Origin of the sequence: Metabacillus sediminilitoris (assembly GCF_009720625.1) — a bacterium.
GTDB classification, from domain to species: domain Bacteria; phylum Bacillota; class Bacilli; order Bacillales; family Bacillaceae; genus Metabacillus; species Metabacillus sediminilitoris.
The window spans coordinates 2786077-2803535 of the sequence record NZ_CP046266.1; the positions used below are offsets into that span (position 1 = coordinate 2786077).

Below are 17459 nucleotides of genomic sequence, written 5' to 3' on the forward strand. Positions count from 1 at the left end.
CTAATATCGTCAATTAAGATATAATTTTGTTGGATAAGCCCCACTGAAACATGCAATACAACGATTACTTGTTTCTGCAAGATTAACATCAACTGCCTTAAGTAACCCTTCAGTACTTAAAAATGCCAAAGAATCAGCACCAATTGCCTTTCCCATTTCATGTTCTTTTTCATGTCTATTTGCAAATAATTCTTCTTTGGTAGGCATATCAACACCATAAAAACAAGGATTTTTAACCATTGGTGAACTAATTCTTACATGAACCTCTTTAGCTCCAGCTTGCCGAAGTAATTGTACAATTCGCTTACTTGTAGTCCCTCGTACTATTGAATCATCTACAAGGACTACATTTTTTCCCGTTAGAATTTCTTCAACCGTACTTAATTTAAGACGGACTGCCAGTTCCCTTAATTCTTGGGTTGGCTCAATGAATGAACGTCCGACATATGGATTTTTTATCAGACCAACTTCATAAGGGATACCAGATTCTTGGGCATAACCGATTGCTGCTGGAATACTAGAATCAGGGACAGCTACAACTACATCTGCTTGAACGGGGTGTTCCTTAGCAAGAATTTGTCCTAGTTCTTTCCGAATTGTTAAGACACTTCTCCCATGGATAATGCTATCTGCTCTGGCAAAATAAACAAATTCAAATGAACAAAGGGATTTTTCACTCTTAGGTGCGAAACGTCCTGTTTTCATTCCATGTTCATCAATTAGAAGCCATTCGCCCGGTTCCACATCTCTCCAAAATGTTGCATCAATAGCATTAAGGGCACAAGTCTCCGAAGCTGCGACAATGGCATCGCCTATTCGACCTAGACTTAGAGGCCGTAATCCATGACGGTCTAGTGCGATCAGCATTTGTTTTTCCGTCATGATTAGCAGTGCAAAAGATCCATCAATTCGATTAAGTATATCAGGTGCAGCCTTATCAAAATGTTTTTTACTTGAACGAGCAATGAGATGAGCAATGATTTCAGTATCTGTTGTCGTTTGAAAAATACTGCCCTGTTGTTGTAATACATCTCGTTCTACTCTTGCATTAACTAAATTACCATTATGTGCTACTGCCAATCCTCCCTCACTATATTTAAATACGAGTGGTTGTGCATTTTCTAATAAACTTTGACCAGATGTTGAATACCGAACATGACCAATTGCCATATTTCCAACAAGCTTATCAAGTGTATCTCGAGAAAAAACTTGAGTAACCAATCCCATGCCCCGATGATGACGGAAAGCTTTTCCATCACTCGCAACAATTCCAGCACTTTCTTGACCACGATGCTGAAGAGCATGAAGTCCATAGTAAGTTAAATCTGCTGCTTTAGGGTGATTAAAAACTCCAAATACCCCGCATTTTTCCTTCATTTCTGAAGACATACGCGTCCCTCCCAATTGTTCACTCTTAGTATTCTTTGTGAAAGGAGTATTTCTATGCTGATAATTCACTCGTCAATAAAAATAAAATGTAAAACAAGAGTATAAACTTATTGTTTATGGATAATTAATGAAAGATAGGGGATATTATGAAAACAAAAATGGATAGAAAAAGAAAGGCTTTAGCAATATGCTCAAATGAGGTGATGAGATGGTTTTGAAAATTTGTGAAGTTTGCGGAAGAATGGAAGAAATAGTTGAAGAAAAACACGATATTTATGGTGTGTGTGAAGTCTGCATAAATGAACTTCTAGTAGAAATGTCAGAATAAATGATAAATACAAATAAAATGGAGCCGAGATCGTAGAAAAATACGGGCTTGGCTTTGTTATTTTATTAAGCTGAAGAATTTAGGTATCTCGTTGTTCAGTACTTAATATTTTTAGAGGAAATGATAGAAAAAATTCTATTTCCACCGTTCAAGCTTATGAATGTTTCTAGTCAACAATGATGCGATAAATTTCGGTATACCTAATTCAACAATTTTTACTTTGACTCTATTTTTCATTTCTACTACTGTAAGATTTGGCATTGTAAAGGTACCATCATGGTCCGTCATGTTCAAATCCACCACCTTGTTTATCATTAGAAAATGGCATTCCACAGCTTTGACAATTTTTATATAATTTTATCACTCGATCTTCTCAATATTTAAGATATTATCACATGTAATAAAAAACATCATTCATTTCGAATCAAGGAAAACAATAGTCTGAATGTTGTTGCTTTGATGAAGAATGTATGTATATATTAAGAAAGGAGTTTCTAAAAGGTTAAACCTAAAGCTCCTAAAACCAAAAATGAATAATTTCACAAATAGGTTCTTAACATTGTTAAGAATAATAGGGAAGTTGGTGAAAATCCAATACGGTCCCGCCACTGTAATCACGAGCGATACAACATGAACCCACTGTAATGTTTATATTATGGGAAGGGAGTTGTAGCAGCATAGATGTGTAAGTCAGGAGACCTGCCTATTTGTTGGTTCAAAGAATCCTTCGAGGAAAGGTGATTTGAAAGAAAAGAGTACCTGACTATTTATTATTTATTTGCTCTTAATCTTTTAAACTCGCGTCTTTCCGCTAAGGAAAGACGCTTTTTATGTATTGGAGGAATTTGAATGGAAGAAAGACAAAAGGGATTTACACTGATTTTTACCGGAAATGGAAAAGGGAAAACAAGGGCATCAATCTGGAGCAGCCTGATATCATTATTTTACCAGGCAGCAAAAATACGATTGAAGATCTATTGTTTTTAAGAGAGAAAGGGATTGATCAAGAAATAAAAAAAGCCCATCAAAAAGGGTCAAGTGTATTTGGGATTTGCGGTGGATATCAAATGCTTGGTGAAACAATTGAAGATCCATATCAAGTGGAATCAAAAAAGGGTTGGATAAAAGGTTTAAACTTACTGCCTTTAAAGACAATATTAACGAACGAAAAAGCAACAAATCGTACAAAAGGTACATTAACGATAAATGGACAAAAGGTTGATGTAGCTGGATATGAAATTCATATGGGCCAAACAATAGCAAGCTCAAGCTTACAGTCTTTAATCATATTAGCTAATGGGGCAGATGGCTATAAAAATAAATCAGAAACGTGTATAGGTACCTATTTACATGGAATTTTTCATAACGACGAATTTAGAAAGATATTTTTAGATTTAATTAGAAAAAAGAAGGGCTTACCCACTAGTTTAAATCGAGAATCATATGTTGATAAACAATTAAGTGATTTTCACCGCTTAGCTAACACTGTAAGAGATGCTATTGATATCGATCGTCTACATAAAATCATTGAACAATACCCTAAAGGAAAAGAGAGACAATAAATGAATAACATTATTCAAACTTCGCTTCATTCGATCCAAAAGCCAAGTCAAGAAAAACTTCAGGAAGCACGAGACTATGTTAATAGCTTAACAAAGCCGATTGGAAGTTTAGGTAAATTAGAAGACTTAGCTATTCAGTTATCAGGAATAACAAATCAACTTTATCCGGAAGTTAGCCGTCCAGGTATTGTTGTATTTGCTGCTGACCACGGTATAAGTGACATGGGTGTATCTGCCTATCCAAAAGAAGTAACTGCTCAAATGGTACATAACTTTTTAAATGGCGGTGCAGCCATAAATGTCTTTTCTAAACAAATAAATGCTCTACTAAAAATAGTTGATATTGGGGTTGCCGTAGATATTAATCATGAAAAGCTGCTACAGAAAAAGGTTAAATACGGAACCAACAATTATGCATTTGAAAATGCCATGACAGAGGATGAGGTTTATCAAGCGATCATCATTGGAATGGAAATGGTAGAACATATTATTAATGATGGAGCAAATTGTATTATTCTTGGCGAAATGGGAATCGGTAACACAGCAACAGCGAGTGCGATTGTATCAGTTATTACAGACAGCCCTGTTGAGGAAGTTGTAGGTTTAGGTACAGGCATATCTGAAGAGGAAAGAAAAAAGAAAGTAACAGTCATTATGAATGCAATTAAGGATAGAAAACCGAAACAAAAAAATGCAATCGATATTTTATCAAAAGTAGGCGGACTTGAGATTGCTGGAATGACTGGAGCCATGATAAAGGCTGCTGAACGGAGAATTCCAGTCATCTTAGATGGCTTTATTAGCACGTCTGCTGCTCTATTAGCCGTTCTTTTAGATGAGAAAATTAACGATTATCTTATTGCCGGCCATATGTCTAAAGAACAAGGTCATTCACGTGCACTTTCATTCCTTAATAAATCACCTCTTTTAGATCTTGACTTGAGATTAGGAGAAGGAACAGGGGCTGCTCTTTCATATCCATTGCTTAAAGCAGCAACAAATATGATGAAGGAAATGGAAACATTTAAATCGGCAAACATCGCAAATAAAAGGTTATCGTCCAAATAATAGTAATATTCATTTACAGGTTATATATCTTCTTTTATAATAATCCATGTTACAAAAAAACGAATATTCAACAATAGGTCCTTAAATGTAGTAATTTTTTAGGATAATAGGGAAGTTTGGTGAAATTCCAACGCGGTCCCGCCACTGTAAACGTTGAATGTAGCTTCATACACCCACTGTATTAAATGATATGGGAAGGGTTAGCTATTATGATGATACGTAAGCCAGGAGACCTGCCTATTGTTTCGTAAAAGTATCCTTCGAGGAAAAGGGTGGCTTTAAAATGCTGGTGTCTTCTAATCACTTACATAGAAACCACTATTTTCTTTTTGCATTTATCGCCTTTTCCATGTGAATAGGCGTTTTTTTGTATTCATAAAAAATTAAGGAGTGGTTGAGAATGACATCACTAAAAAGGAAATCGCTGTTCTTTGTCATTATGCTTGCCTTGACGATGATTTTCACAATCGGGTGTGGAAATGTCGAAGACAAAGCAGATAAGACGGAAACCGCGAAAGAATCTACAGAGTTGAATAATGAAAAAAAAGAATCGGCATTCCCTGTTACTGTTACAGATGGTACAGGGAAAGAAGTTACAATTGAGTCAGAACCGCAAACAATTGTATCCGTGATCCCAAGTAATACTGAAATTACCTTTGCACTAGGTCAAGGTGATAAGCTTATTGGTGTTGATAATTACAGTAATTATCCTGCTGAAGCGGAAAAGATTGAAAAGATCGGAGACCAACAATTAAATGTAGAGAAAATTTTGGCACTTCAGCCTGACCTTGCATTAGTAACAGACTTTCAACATGAGAACAATCCAGATATATTAAAGCAATTTAAAGATGCTGGTATTGAGGTCATTGTTATTGGGAGTGCAGAATCATTTGAAAATGTGTACAATTCAATTTCTTTAATTGGCACAGTAACGGGAGCTAAAGACGAGGCTGATCGCATTGTGAAAGATATGAAGGACCGCTTAGCTGAAATACAAGAAAAAGCAAAAGCTGTAACGAAAAAGAAAAAAGTATGGGTTGAAGTATCACCTGCTCCTGATATTTTTACAACAGGGCAGAATACGTTCCTTCATGAAATGTTAGAGTCAATTAATGCAATCAATACGGCTGGTGAACAAACCGGCTGGGTGAAAATGACGGAAGAAGAAATTGTGACATTGAATCCTGATGTTATCATTACAACTTATGGATACTATATTGAAAAGCCTGCAGACCAAGTATTAAGTCGCTCTGGTTGGGGGGAAATGCCTGCAATAAAGAACGAACAGGTATTTGATGTAAATAATGATACTGTAACGAGACCAGGTCCAAGATTAATTGATGGGGTTGAAACACTTGCAAAGCTCATTTATCCGGAAATCTTTGGCAAATAAAATCGTTTGGATGTATGTATTTAGCGGAGTGTTTGTCATTTGTACAGCACTCCTCGGTTTATTTATTAGCAGTGTCCATTATCCCATTACACTGATCATTGATATTTTATCAACAAAACTAGTTGGTATAAGCCTATTTAATGATGAAATTCCAATGATTGCTGAGAAAATCATTTGGGACATTCGTTTACCTCGAGTGTTATTAGCGTTTTTTGTAGGTGCTGCTTTATCGCTTGCAGGGTCAGCCTTCCAAGGGTTATTACGAAATCCTTTAGCAGATCCATTCACAATTGGTGTCTCTTCAGGTGCTTCATTAGGTGCGGTTATTGTCCTTTATTTTAATTTAACAATCCCATTTCTTGGAACGTACACATTACCATTTATCGCAATTATTGGTGGTTTTTTTGCAATGATGATTGTATTTGCAGTGACTCATTTATCAAATCGAAAACTTTCAATTGAAACGATTATTCTTGCAGGGATTATCGTAACCTCTTTCATTGGTGCAGTTAATTCTTTAATCATTGCATTAAGCTCACGTGAGGATATTGGCCAGATTTTATATTGGTTAATGGGGAATGTAGGGATGAGAGGCTGGAGTCATGTAAAACTACTTATTCCTTTCTTTTTTATTGGCACACTTTTTTTGTTACTGCGTTCAAGGGAATTAAATGCTTTCGCCTTAGGTGAAGAATCGGCTGAACATTTGGGGGTAAATGTTCAGAAAGGGAAAATTTTCATTATTATAGGCGCTTCATTATTAACAGGTGCAGCGGTTTCGGTATCTGGATCAATTGGATTTGTCGGCTTGGTTATCCCACATTTTATTCGTTTATTAATCGGGCCTAATCATAGGCATGTTCTCCCTTTATCAATGCTGATCGGAGGAGGATATTTGATTATTGCTGATTTAATTGCAAGAACAGTCATCGAACCGAGTGAACTGCCAATTGGTGTGATCACTGCGTTAATCGGTGCGCCAGTCTTTGCGTTATTATTGATTAAGGAACGCATCGGGAGGGAATAGACCATGATTGAAATAAAGAACTTATTTGGAGGCTATCAGAAAACGTTAATTATAAAAGATCTGACATTAACCATTGAGAAGGGAAATTTTTATGCCCTTATTGGTCCAAATGGTAGTGGAAAAACTACACTAATAAAATTAATAACGGGTGTTCTTCCAAACCAAGGTGGCACAATTACCCTTTTTGATAAGCCGCTTCATTCTTATTCAACTATCGATAGAGCAAAGAATATGGCAGTTTTATCACAGGAAGCTAAAGTTGAATTTGATTTTCGTGTTGAAGAAATTGTCATGCTGGGGCGTTATCCACATCAAAAAGGCTTTTTGAAACATATTTCCTACCAAGATCGACGTGTCGTTGATAATGTAATGAAACAAACAGATGTTTTTCGTTTTCGTAAAAAGCCATTTAAATGGTTAAGTGGAGGGGAGAAACAACGTGTTTTATTAGCAAAGGCGCTTGCTCAAGAACCGAAGATTCTATTTTTAGATGAACCGACTAATCATTTGGATATAAAACACACCGTCATGATGCTACAGCAGTTAAAAGAATATCAAAAGATGTATCAATTAACAATCGTTGCTATTTTACATGATTTAAATACAGCCGCATTATTTGCTGATAAGATTGGTTTATTACAAAAAGGAAAATTAGTTGAGTCAGGTGAACTTTCTCTTTTACAGAATGAAAATCAACTAAGTAATGTTTATGAAGTTGCCCTAAAGACGTACGAACACCCTATTATTCCGAAGCCTCAAATTACAGTCATACCAAATCAAGTAGATGAAGACCATGCAAGACTTGAATACGATCTAAATCAAACGGATCATTATATTCATCTTCAATTTAGTCATCCATTAAGAACTATATCAAATGGAGTTCTAGGAGAAGGAATACAGTGGAGCACTAATTTTTGTAACTTTCATGTTCAAAATAACTATAACTGTTCAAATCCTAGAATCGATATTATAAGCTGGCTAAAGCAAGCAAATATTTGCGAGCATAGTACAATTGGGATGATGACAGCAGTAAACTTGAAAGATGTTAGTATCGTTGAAAAGGAATATGAAGGCATTAAAATACTAACAGTTATTACAGCTGGTGTTGGTAATGCCGTTGATATCACAGCCAAAAAATCAGTTGATACAGGTATACAAATTGGAACGGTCAATATTATGGTTTTTATTGATGCACATTTGACTGATGGAGCACTAGTTAATGCTGTTCAATCTGTTACAGAAGCAAAAACGAAGGCATTTGTTGACTTACATATTAAAGATCCAGTTACTCAAACAATCGCGACTGGTACATCGACTGATTGTACACTTGTTGCATCAACACAAAAAGGGGAACCAACTCCTTACACAGGGTCAGGTACAGTGATTGGAAAAGGAATTGGTTTGTCCGTTTATCAAGCTCTTGTTGATGCAATAGGAAAATATGAAAGCCGGCGTGCTCTGCTATGATAAACATCTTACTGTTTCATTTTTATTTGTTGATTGCTGCAATTGTTGTTGATTTATTTATAGGGGACCCTAAATGGTTACCACATCCCGTAGTGATGATCGGCAAAGCAATATCGTTTTTTGACAAAAGGTTAAATAAGGGAAAAGTCCGTAAATGGAAAGGAGTATTTTTAACCCTGACTATTGTTGGAGGAACGTTTACGCTCGTAAATAGTATCCTTTATTTATTAGATCAACTCCATCCATATATAAGACTCATTACAGAAATCTATTTGATCTCTACAACGATTGCGATCAATGGTTTACATAAAGCGGGCAAAGAAGTCATGATTCTCTTAATAAAGGGTGATCTTGTTGTAGCAAGAAAAAGATTAAGCTACATTGTTGGGAGAGATACAGAACAACTTCCATCACATGAAGTTGTTCGCGGGGCAGTTGAAACAGTGGCGGAAAATACGGTTGATGCTATTATTGCTCCATTATGTTTCGCATTAATAGGAGGAGCACCATTGGCAATGGCTTATCGTGCAGCAAACACGTTGGATTCAATGGTCGGTTATAAAAATGAAAAATATGAGCAATTTGGCTGGGCCTCTGCAAGGTTGGATGATCTTGTAAATTGGATCCCTGCAAGATTAACTGCGTTTTTGATGTGGCTATTTTCTTGGGGAGTGCCAAAGTCGAGGAAATGGAATGGTCTACTAATAACTTTTCGCGATGCTAAAAAACATCCTAGTCCTAACAGTGGTTGGCCTGAAGCAATGACCGCAGGTTTACTAGGTGTAGTATTAGGTGGGATGAATAGTTACAAAGGTGTTGCTTCCTATAGAAAAGAAATGGGCGATCCCATTCGAAGACTACAACCGAACGATATATCGAAAACAATCATTTATATGCATGGTACTTGGATTATGTTTGTTATATTTATATTCCTAGTAACAATCATCCTTTATATCAGAGAGGTGTGAAAAAAATGAAATGGCCTAATCACGGAGGGCAGCCTAAAAGAATTTTGGAATTGAATGGAATAAAACAAGAAGATAGATATTTTGACTTTAGTGCAAATATTAATCCACTTGGCACCCCACTAGTTTTAAAGGAGCAGTTGATCAAAACATTCACCGAATTCGAAAAGTATCCAGATCCTGACTATCAAGAAGCAACGAAATTAATAGCTTTACATGAAGGTTTACAACAAGAACAGGTACTTTTAACAAATGGTGGAGCTGAGGCAATTTTTCTTATTGCTCAAATGTTTACAGGTAAAAAAGCATTGATTATCCAACCGACATTCTCAGAATACGAAAGAGCTTGCAAGGTGTATCATTTAGAATTGTCATATCTTACTCTTCAACCTGAAAAGGACTTTTCATTTCCACTTGAAAAGGTTTTAAACAAAATGGAGGAGGTGGATGTTGTTTTTCTATGTCGGCCTAATAACCCAACAGGTACAGTTGTTGATTTACATGATATAAAAGCTTTATTGGAAAAAGGAACGAAGTGTAATACCATGATTGTTGTAGATGAAGCATTTATTCACTTTTTACCATCACATATTGAGGACTTATCCTTTTTAATTGAGCAATATTCAAATTTAATTCTCCTAAGGTCATTAACAAAAATCTATGCGATTCCAAGCCTTAGACTTGGATATATCATTGCAAAGCCTGCAATGATCGATCTATTAAAAAGAAATCAGATTCCCTGGAGTGTAAATGGTGTTGTCACATCATTATTGCCGAGTCTATTAACACAAGACAGCTTTATTAATGAAACTAAAACGTGGTTGAACAGACAGCTAAACGATATAAAATCTGAACTAACAAAATTAGATTTTTATTATTCTCCGACGCAGGTGAACTTTTATCTATTAAAAGATCAGAATCAACAAGATACAAGTGAACAATTGTTTACCTTTTTAGTTGAAAATAACATCATTCCTCGACATACTCACAACTTCAGAGGACTTGATGGTAAGTTTATCCGATTAGCCGTTCGCAGTGAGAAGGAAAATACCTATTTGCTGCAGACATTGCGTCTATGGAGAGAGAAAAAATGCTGACATTTATTTCTGGTGGTGCGCGTTCAGGTAAAAGTACGTTTGCAGAACAATATGCACTACAAATTAGAACAGAAACTAATAAAGATCATGATAAGTCCTTGGTATATATAGCTACTGCTGAACGAACAGATCAAGAAATGGAACAAAGAATTACCAGACATATCTTAGAGCGAAGTTCAGTATGGTATACATTCGAAGTCCCGCTTGATATTGAAAGTGTATTACTTACAGTAAGGGATCATAAAATCATTTTATTGGACTGCTTAACTGTTTGGTTAAATAACATGTTGTATAAGGGACAAGCAGATTTACCTCTCATTTTGGACGAGGTTTCTAAATGGATTCAAATTACGGAAAGGAAACAACTGCATTTAATCATTGTATCAAATGATGTTAATGAAGAAATACCAACTGACAGTCATTTTATCCATCAATACATTTATCAATTAGAAAAGGTTCACTCACTTATTACGGCAAATGCCAATAGTGTTTATCAAGTTATCGGGGGTATTCCCATTAAATGGAAAGGCTGATCAAGATGAAGCAATACGTTCAAGGATTTATTTTAGCCTTACAATTTTTAACTCGCATTCCAATCCCTGTTGCTTGTCCATGGGAAAAGAGATCAATTAAAGGGGCACTGTCATCATTTGGAATCGTTGGTATACTTATTGGAGGTATTTTGGCAGTAACCATCACTCTTACACAACCAATTATTCCAGAATCGATGAGTACTTTATTAATCGTGACACTTTGGGTGTTATTAACAGGTGGATTACATTTGGATGGACTTATGGATGTAGCAGATGCAGTTGGCTCAAATGCCCCTTACGAAAGAAAGCTTGTAATAATGAAAGACCCACAAGTAGGGAGTTTTGCCGTTCTAGCTGTCATTTTCCATCTTATTTGGAAAATGACTTTCATTTACTTTTTACTTACACAGAATAGTATGGAGCAAAACAAATTACTCTTATGTTTCATTTTGATCCCTGCATGCAGTCGATTACTCCCGCTTTACATACTCTATTCTGTTCCCGTTTTGAAGCAGCAAGGCTTAGCCTATCAATGGAAACAGCATATTTCTGCTAAGGAACTTGTTTTTGCAACAATAGTGGTCTTCATTTACACACTCTTTTTCCCAACCATGTTAATTATCTTTTTTTCTTATATCATCTTTTTCTCTTTCTTTTGTTTCTGGATCAAGAAAAACTTTAAAGGGATGAACGGTGATATATTAGGTGCCTCAATTGAAGGAGGAGAATTATGGGGGCTTTTCATACTTTGGATATATACTTGGTTCGTCACGGGTTAACAAAATGGAATGTCGATAAACGTTATTTGGGTCATACAGATATACCTTTGCTATTAGTTGAACGAAATAAATTAAATCCATTACGGGAAGTTTTGAAAAACATCATGTTTGACTATTGCTATTCAAGTGATCTTAAAAGATGTGTTGAAACATTTCACTATATACAACCGCAAAAACATGTTTGTGTAGATGCTAGATTAAGAGAACTTAACTTTGGAAATTGGGAAGGGTTTACGTATGAGACTTTAAAGGATGATAGTAGCTATCAAGAGTGGCTATCAGACTCGGTGAAAAAAGCACCTCCAAACGGAGAATCACTCTATCAATTAATTGATAGAATCACTGATTTTTTAAGTGATCTTCAATCAATTAAATTCACTTCTCCAAATAAGAAAATACTTATTATTACTCATGGTGGTGTCATTCGTTCACTTTTTCAAATGTTTGGGCTTGCTAAGTCAATTTGGGAAGTCAATGTTGAACATGCAAAGGCATATCGGTTGACATTGCAAGAAATAAGGGGGGAATGGGTTTGCAGCTCGTTGTCGGTGGAGCCTATTCAGGAAAACGAAATATAATTCGAAAGCAATATGATGATTTAACTTGGCATAGTGCATACGATAAAAGGCCAATTATGAATTGGAAAAGTTCTTTCCATTCTAGCTCTGCAATCGTTTTAGAAGGATGGGAAGAATGGATTAAGCATGAATTGGAAACATATGCGGACCTAGAAAAAGTAAAAATGATCTTTTTCAAAATAATTGATGAATTTAGTGAACTTGAGAAAAAGTATGATAAGAAAATTATTCTTATTATGCTTGAAATGGGAAGAGGAATTGTACCTTTAAATGAAGAAGATCGTAACTTAAGAGATATATCGGGCTGGATACTGCAATATGCAACCAAAAAGGCTGAAACAGTACAATATTGTTGGCATGGTTTATATAAAACGATCAAATAGAGGCAAATATTGATTACGAATAATAAATATAGAAATCCCCATTCTAATACAGATTGGGGATTTTTATTTTAGGTCAAAGTATGAAAAGTGATTTCTGGTCGGCTACCAATACGTATATTTACACCAGTTTGTCCAAGTCCTTCACTAATATAAAAAGGTTTTCCGTTGTGATAATGTAATCCTTTAACCATTTTCATTCGGACCAGTTTACCCATTTTGATTAAGTGATATGGTTTTGGCCAATGAATTTGTCCACCGTGAAAATGCCCGGAAAGAAGATAATCAAAATGAAATTCTTTCATTTCTAAAACAAGGTTTGGGTCATGGGTTAAAACTAAATTATACCCTTCTTCTAAACCATTATACGATTGAAGAAGATCACTGCGGTTTGTACTATAATCATCAATTCCAATAATATTAAGCCTTTGTCCTTTAACCTCGATTGTAAGATGTTCATTTTGTAATGTTCTACAACCATTTTCCTCTAAGGTTTCTTTTAAACGATGAAAGTACTTGTCTTTTAATACGTAATCATGATTTCCGAAGACTGCATACATTCCAAACGTTGGGTTTACATTATTTAGAACTTCCAAATAAGGAATTAACTTAGGGATACTTCGTTTACGATCGAGGAAATCACCTGTAAGGGCTATTAAGTCGATTGGCTCATTTTCTACAAGTTTACGGAGTTCTTGAGGCGATATTGAAATATTTTCTAAATGTAAATCTGAAAGCTGAAGAATTTTCAGATGGTTATTTAGAAATTTACCGTCTGTCTCTTCAAGAGAAATATTATTAATGACAACATCTTTTGTATTGTTATTTGCTTTATAAATTAAAGGAATTAAGACGATAAGAAAAATCAAAAAGAAAATCAAAATCATATTATCCCCTCCTAAACTAAAGTATAGTGGGATTTTTGCAACAAAAATAGTGGGAAGTATTGGTTTTCTGTTTTTCACTTATATTTTTTAAAAAAGGTAAGAAACTATTGGCAAAACTTCAGAACCGAGGGAATGGAATGAAAAAAATTTTGTTTATGCCTTTGTTACGAATGTCATCTGGTCATCATCAAGTTGCAGACAGTATGATCGAATCTTTAAAAGAAGGTAAGTTACGATGCGAATGTGAAAAAATAGAACTGTTATCCTACAGTTTTGGATTCATCGAAACAATGATTACTGGTATGTATTTAAAATCAATTAAGTACTGTCCTTCATTATATAGTTGGTTATACCGAAGAGTTTCGTTTAATAAAAGAGTTGAATCGAGAAATTACTTCATATATGAACTGCTTTTTCTCCGTTCCATAAAAAAAGTTCTAAAAGAAATCAATCCTGATTTCATCATTTGTACACATGCACTTCCTTCTTATTTATTAAATAAACTGAAAAAAAATTCACTCCAATCTGTACCTGTCATGAATGTTTACACTGATTTTTTTGTCAATCAATTATGGGGGATATCACATATTGATATTCATTTTGCTCCTTCTCAAGAGGTGAAACAATATTTATTGGAACAAGGAGTTAAAAATCACCAAATTCATGTAACTGGAATTCCTGTACATCCTCATTTTTCAAGTAAAGATACACACCCCATAGAATGTAATAAAATAAATATCATCATTTCTGGTGGTAGTCTTGGAACTGGCAATATTAAAAAATTGCTAAAAAAGCTTAACCCGCTAGGACAGGTTCATTACACTGTTTTATGTGGTGAAAATAGTAAGTTATTTCAATTCATTCAATCACTGAAATGTCCTTTCATTACACCATTACCTTATATTTCATGCAAAAAGGAAATGAATTCTCTCTATCAAAATGCTTCGGGTATTATTACAAAACCAGGAGGAGTAACAATTAGTGAAACATTAAGAAAAAGATTGCCAATATTTATTTATTCTGCGTTACCAGGTCAAGAGGAAATAAATTTACACCATTTAAAAGATAACGAGCTTGTTTTTTTATTGAAAAATCAGCGTCATCAAGACCTTGAAAATCAAATTCTAGAACACCTCAATTCACAGTCAAATATGAATCATCAAAGAAAACAGGTAATACGTTACTTAAACACAATAGAAAGTGATAATATTTCACATACACTTGTAAAAATACTTTCAAATAGTTTCGTCTAAGCGATTTTCCTTTAAATAACTATAGATAAACACTATTTTCAATCATAACTTTTTGATTTTTTATAAAAGAAACTTTTCAGAAACAGCCGTATAATATTTTCAATTATAAGCATTCTATTATTGTTAATAATTAAAACCAAATTCTAGGAGGAGTAAATTTTGACAGTAGTGAATCAAGTTAAAACAACATTAGCCGGGTTAAAAAGTGCACAAGCAAGCTTCGAAACATTTGCATTAGGAACTGATAATCAGCAAGCAAAGGAACTTTATCAAAATGCGGCAAAGCAAACACAGACCGTAATTGATAGTATTGAACCTCGTCTGCAAGAGATCGAAGACGAAGAGCCTCAATACAAACAATAAAAATACTTTGAGGGGTTGGTTCTAAAACCAACCTTTTTTTCAAATGATGAATGAGGTGTTTCTGATGAAACATAGAAATATATCAGTGTTACACATTGTCATTATCTTAATGATAGCTACTGGTTGTAACATGGCAAATAACAATAATGAAAAGAACAACTTAAATATAAAAAACGTTTCACACCTTGACATGAATCATGTAAATATGGAAAGTGAAATTGAAAAATTGCTTGATAAAGAAAAAGAAGTTAGTGATGTTAAAGTGTTTGATACTGATAAGGAAATTTTCATTGCAGCTGAAATTAAGCAAATGGATCGATTTCGTATAAAAGAAATTGAAAAAAAATTAAATAACTTAATAAAAGATAAGTATCCAAATCATAATGTGACATTATCTACAGACAAAAAAATATTTCTTGAACTCGATAAATTAGAACAGAAAGCAAAGAATACAAACATGAATAACAAGGATCTTGAAAAAGAAATAAAAAGAATTAAAAGCCTTTCGGAGGAACTCACATAAAGAAGGTGTAAGGATGTCAAATAACAAGAAAAAAAATTTAACTCCTACTCAACAAGAGTATCAAGCATTTCAGGATGAACGTGAGGTAAAACGCCCAGTTTTACAAAATTGTATAAAGGCATTTTTAGTCGGAGGTATAATCTGTCTTATTGGACAGGCTATTCAAACCTTTTTTATATATAATTTTGATTTTACTGAACAAACAGCTGGAAACCCAACTGTTGCAGTGATGATTTTTCTTTCAATGCTCTTAACAGGTTTTGGTGTATATGATCGGCTTGCTCAATTTGGCGGTGCCGGTTCAGCAGTTCCGGTTACCGGGTTTGGAAATGCAGTAATTTCAGCAGCTATTGAACATCGGACAGAGGGATTTGTCCTAGGGGTAGGAGGAAATATGTTCAAGCTGGCAGGTTCAGTTATTATGTTTGGTGTGTTTTCGGCCTTTGTTATTGCAACGATTAAAACAATTTTGATTCAATGGGGTGGTCTATAATGTTAATAGGCCATCGAACATGGTTATTTCAAAACGAACCAGTTATTGTATCTACAGGTACAGTTGGCGGACCCTTCGAAGCTAATGGAAATATTCCAGAAGATTTCGACTTGTTACACGATGATATTTGGCTCCGACAAGATTCATTTGAAAAGGCACAAAAAGTAATGCTAGAGGAAGCGTGTCAAAAAGCAATGGAAAAAGCAAATGTCCAACAAGAACAAGTCCAATTTTTCCTTGGCGGCGATTTAATTAATCAAATGACTCCGACAAGTTTTGCGATAAAATCCTTTGATGTTCCTTATTTAGGGTTATTTGGGGCATGTTCAACTTCGATGGAAGGCTTGGCGCTTGGGGCTTTCCTTGTTAATTATGGTGGCTCAACATGTTTGATGACAGGTGCTTCAAGTCATAATGCTGCAACAGAAAAACAATTCCGCTATCCAACGGAATATGGAGGACAAAAACCGCCAACATCACAATGGACTGTTACAGGGGCTGGGGTTGCTATATTAAAAGATAAAGGTGAAGGTCCAAGAGTAACTTCAGCGACAATTGGCCGAGTTATTGATATGGGCTTAACAGATCCTTTTAATATGGGTGGGGCAATGGCTCCTGCAGCAGTCGATACAATTGAAACGCATTTAAAAGAAAGAGGTGTTGATCCCTCTTATTATGATTTAATTGTAACAGGTGATCTTGCACATATCGGTCGAGAAGTTTCTCTCGATTTACTAAGAAAACATGGTCTTACGATTAATGAAGAACAATTTCAAGATTGCGGTCTAATAATATATCGTGAAGGTCAACCCGTTCTAGCGGGTGCCAGTGGTCCCGGATGTTCTGCATCTGTTGTTTACGGTCATTTACTAAATCGTATGAACAAGGGGGAGATTAAGAGGATGTTAGTTGTAGCTACTGGTGCATTACTATCGCCTCTTACTTTTCAACAAAGTGAAACCATTCCTTGTATCGCTCATGCGGTTTCAATTGAGTTAGGGGGCCGTGATGCATGATCTTTTTTTGGGCATTTGTTATTGGTGGATTAATTTGTGTAATAGGTCAAATAATGTTTGATGTATTTAAATTAACACCAGCACACACTTTAAGTACATTAGTTGTAGTTGGCGCGCTTTTGGATGGCTTTAATTTATACGAACCTTTAATCGCTTTTGCAGGTGCAGGAGCTACAATCCCAATTACAAGTTTTGGAAATTCACTTGTTCATGGTGCAATGCAGGAGGCAGAGCAACACGGACTTGTTGGTGTTATTACAGGAATGTTTGAAGTAACAAGTTCCGGGATCTCTGCTGCGATTATTTTTGGCTTAATAGGTGCCATCATCTTTAAACCAAAAGGATAGGAGAGTTAGTA

General features: G+C 35.1%; 20 protein-coding genes and 2 riboswitches. Of the genes, 17 read left to right on the forward strand and 3 right to left on the reverse strand.

The annotated features are described in order from the left end of the window. Positions 1–9 precede the first annotated feature (9 nt). A complete protein-coding gene (purF, locus tag GMB29_RS13180; RefSeq protein ID WP_136354234.1) occupies positions 10–1389 on the reverse strand; it encodes an amidophosphoribosyltransferase in 1380 nt (459 codons plus the stop codon). Between the two features lie 463 nt (positions 1390–1852). Next, positions 1853–2005: a zinc ribbon domain-containing protein gene (locus tag GMB29_RS13185; RefSeq protein WP_227551692.1), complete on the reverse strand. Its 153-nt coding sequence runs from the start codon at positions 2003–2005 to the stop codon at positions 1853–1855. 242 nt (positions 2006–2247) lie between these two features. After that, positions 2248–2438: riboswitch (cobalamin riboswitch) on the forward strand. 109 nt (positions 2439–2547) lie between these two features. Between GMB29_RS13185 and GMB29_RS13190 the strand changes: the two genes are divergently transcribed. From GMB29_RS13190 to GMB29_RS13240, 11 genes are all read left to right on the forward strand, one after another. Further along, entirely contained in the window at positions 2548–3279 is a 732-nt protein-coding gene (locus tag GMB29_RS13190; RefSeq protein ID WP_136354235.1) for a cobyric acid synthase, read from the forward strand. Further along, positions 3280–4347 (forward strand): nicotinate-nucleotide--dimethylbenzimidazole phosphoribosyltransferase, encoded by a 1068-nt coding sequence (cobT, locus tag GMB29_RS13195; RefSeq protein ID WP_136354237.1) that lies wholly within the window; start codon positions 3280–3282, stop codon positions 4345–4347. A 58-nt stretch (positions 4348–4405) separates the two neighbouring features. After that, positions 4406–4602: riboswitch (cobalamin riboswitch) on the forward strand. A 145-nt stretch (positions 4603–4747) separates the two neighbouring features. Next, positions 4748–5740, forward strand: coding sequence for an ABC transporter substrate-binding protein (locus GMB29_RS13200; RefSeq protein ID WP_136354239.1), 993 nt, complete (start codon positions 4748–4750; stop codon positions 5738–5740). Then, the gene (locus GMB29_RS13205) at positions 5703–6767 is read left to right on the forward strand and encodes a FecCD family ABC transporter permease (RefSeq protein WP_196305249.1); all 1065 of its coding nucleotides are present in this window, start codon (positions 5703–5705) and stop codon (positions 6765–6767) included. Before GMB29_RS13200 ends, GMB29_RS13205 begins: the two co-directional genes overlap by 38 nt. A 3-nt stretch (positions 6768–6770) precedes the next feature. Continuing rightward, positions 6771–8234, forward strand: coding sequence for an adenosylcobinamide amidohydrolase (locus GMB29_RS13210; protein WP_136354240.1), 1464 nt, complete (start codon positions 6771–6773; stop codon positions 8232–8234). Continuing rightward, complete coding sequence (cbiB, locus tag GMB29_RS13215) at positions 8231–9202, forward strand: adenosylcobinamide-phosphate synthase CbiB (RefSeq protein WP_136354242.1); 972 nt, start codon at positions 8231–8233, stop codon at positions 9200–9202. The genes GMB29_RS13210 and cbiB overlap by 4 nt, the downstream gene beginning before the upstream one ends. A 5-nt stretch (positions 9203–9207) precedes the next feature. Then, entirely contained in the window at positions 9208–10296 is a 1089-nt protein-coding gene (gene cobD / locus GMB29_RS13220) for a threonine-phosphate decarboxylase CobD (RefSeq protein WP_136354244.1), read from the forward strand. Further along, positions 10290–10829: a bifunctional adenosylcobinamide kinase/adenosylcobinamide-phosphate guanylyltransferase gene (locus tag GMB29_RS13225; RefSeq protein ID WP_196305250.1), complete on the forward strand. Its 540-nt coding sequence runs from the start codon at positions 10290–10292 to the stop codon at positions 10827–10829. Before cobD ends, GMB29_RS13225 begins: the two co-directional genes overlap by 7 nt. Continuing rightward, positions 10817–11608, forward strand: coding sequence for an adenosylcobinamide-GDP ribazoletransferase (gene cobS, locus GMB29_RS13230; protein ID WP_227551693.1), 792 nt, complete (start codon positions 10817–10819; stop codon positions 11606–11608). Before GMB29_RS13225 ends, cobS begins: the two co-directional genes overlap by 13 nt. Continuing rightward, positions 11560–12186, forward strand: coding sequence for a histidine phosphatase family protein (locus GMB29_RS13235; protein WP_136354248.1), 627 nt, complete (start codon positions 11560–11562; stop codon positions 12184–12186). The genes cobS and GMB29_RS13235 overlap by 49 nt, the downstream gene beginning before the upstream one ends. Beyond that, positions 12141–12569, forward strand: coding sequence for a bifunctional adenosylcobinamide kinase/adenosylcobinamide-phosphate guanylyltransferase (locus GMB29_RS13240; RefSeq protein WP_168733851.1), 429 nt, complete (start codon positions 12141–12143; stop codon positions 12567–12569). Before GMB29_RS13235 ends, GMB29_RS13240 begins: the two co-directional genes overlap by 46 nt. 68 nt (positions 12570–12637) lie before the next feature. On the opposite strand, the gene GMB29_RS13245 is transcribed toward GMB29_RS13240, so the two are convergent. After that, positions 12638–13453, reverse strand: a complete 816-nt coding sequence (locus tag GMB29_RS13245; RefSeq protein WP_136354252.1) for a metallophosphoesterase — start codon at positions 13451–13453, stop codon at positions 12638–12640. 137 nt (positions 13454–13590) lie between these two features. Here GMB29_RS13245 and GMB29_RS13250 point away from each other — a divergent pair, with 137 nt between their 5' ends. The 6 genes from GMB29_RS13250 (at position 13591) to spoVAE (ending at position 17448) form a co-directional block, all read left to right on the forward strand. Next, positions 13591–14706 (forward strand): MGDG synthase family glycosyltransferase, encoded by a 1116-nt coding sequence (locus GMB29_RS13250; RefSeq protein WP_136354254.1) that lies wholly within the window; start codon positions 13591–13593, stop codon positions 14704–14706. Positions 14707–14865: 159 nt separating this feature from the next. Continuing rightward, positions 14866–15069, forward strand: a complete 204-nt coding sequence (locus GMB29_RS13255) for a DUF1657 domain-containing protein (protein WP_136354256.1) — start codon at positions 14866–14868, stop codon at positions 15067–15069. A 64-nt stretch (positions 15070–15133) separates the two neighbouring features. Further along, positions 15134–15592 (forward strand): YhcN/YlaJ family sporulation lipoprotein, encoded by a 459-nt coding sequence (locus GMB29_RS13260; RefSeq protein ID WP_196305251.1) that lies wholly within the window; start codon positions 15134–15136, stop codon positions 15590–15592. A gap of 13 nt (positions 15593–15605) precedes the next feature. Next, complete coding sequence (gene spoVAC, locus GMB29_RS13265) at positions 15606–16085, forward strand: stage V sporulation protein AC (RefSeq protein WP_136354260.1); 480 nt, start codon at positions 15606–15608, stop codon at positions 16083–16085. Further along, positions 16085–17101: a stage V sporulation protein AD gene (spoVAD, locus tag GMB29_RS13270; protein WP_136354262.1), complete on the forward strand. Its 1017-nt coding sequence runs from the start codon at positions 16085–16087 to the stop codon at positions 17099–17101. The genes spoVAC and spoVAD overlap by 1 nt, the downstream gene beginning before the upstream one ends. Beyond that, positions 17098–17448, forward strand: coding sequence for a stage V sporulation protein AE (gene spoVAE, locus GMB29_RS13275; RefSeq protein WP_136354264.1), 351 nt, complete (start codon positions 17098–17100; stop codon positions 17446–17448). Before spoVAD ends, spoVAE begins: the two co-directional genes overlap by 4 nt. Positions 17449–17459 lie beyond the last annotated feature (11 nt).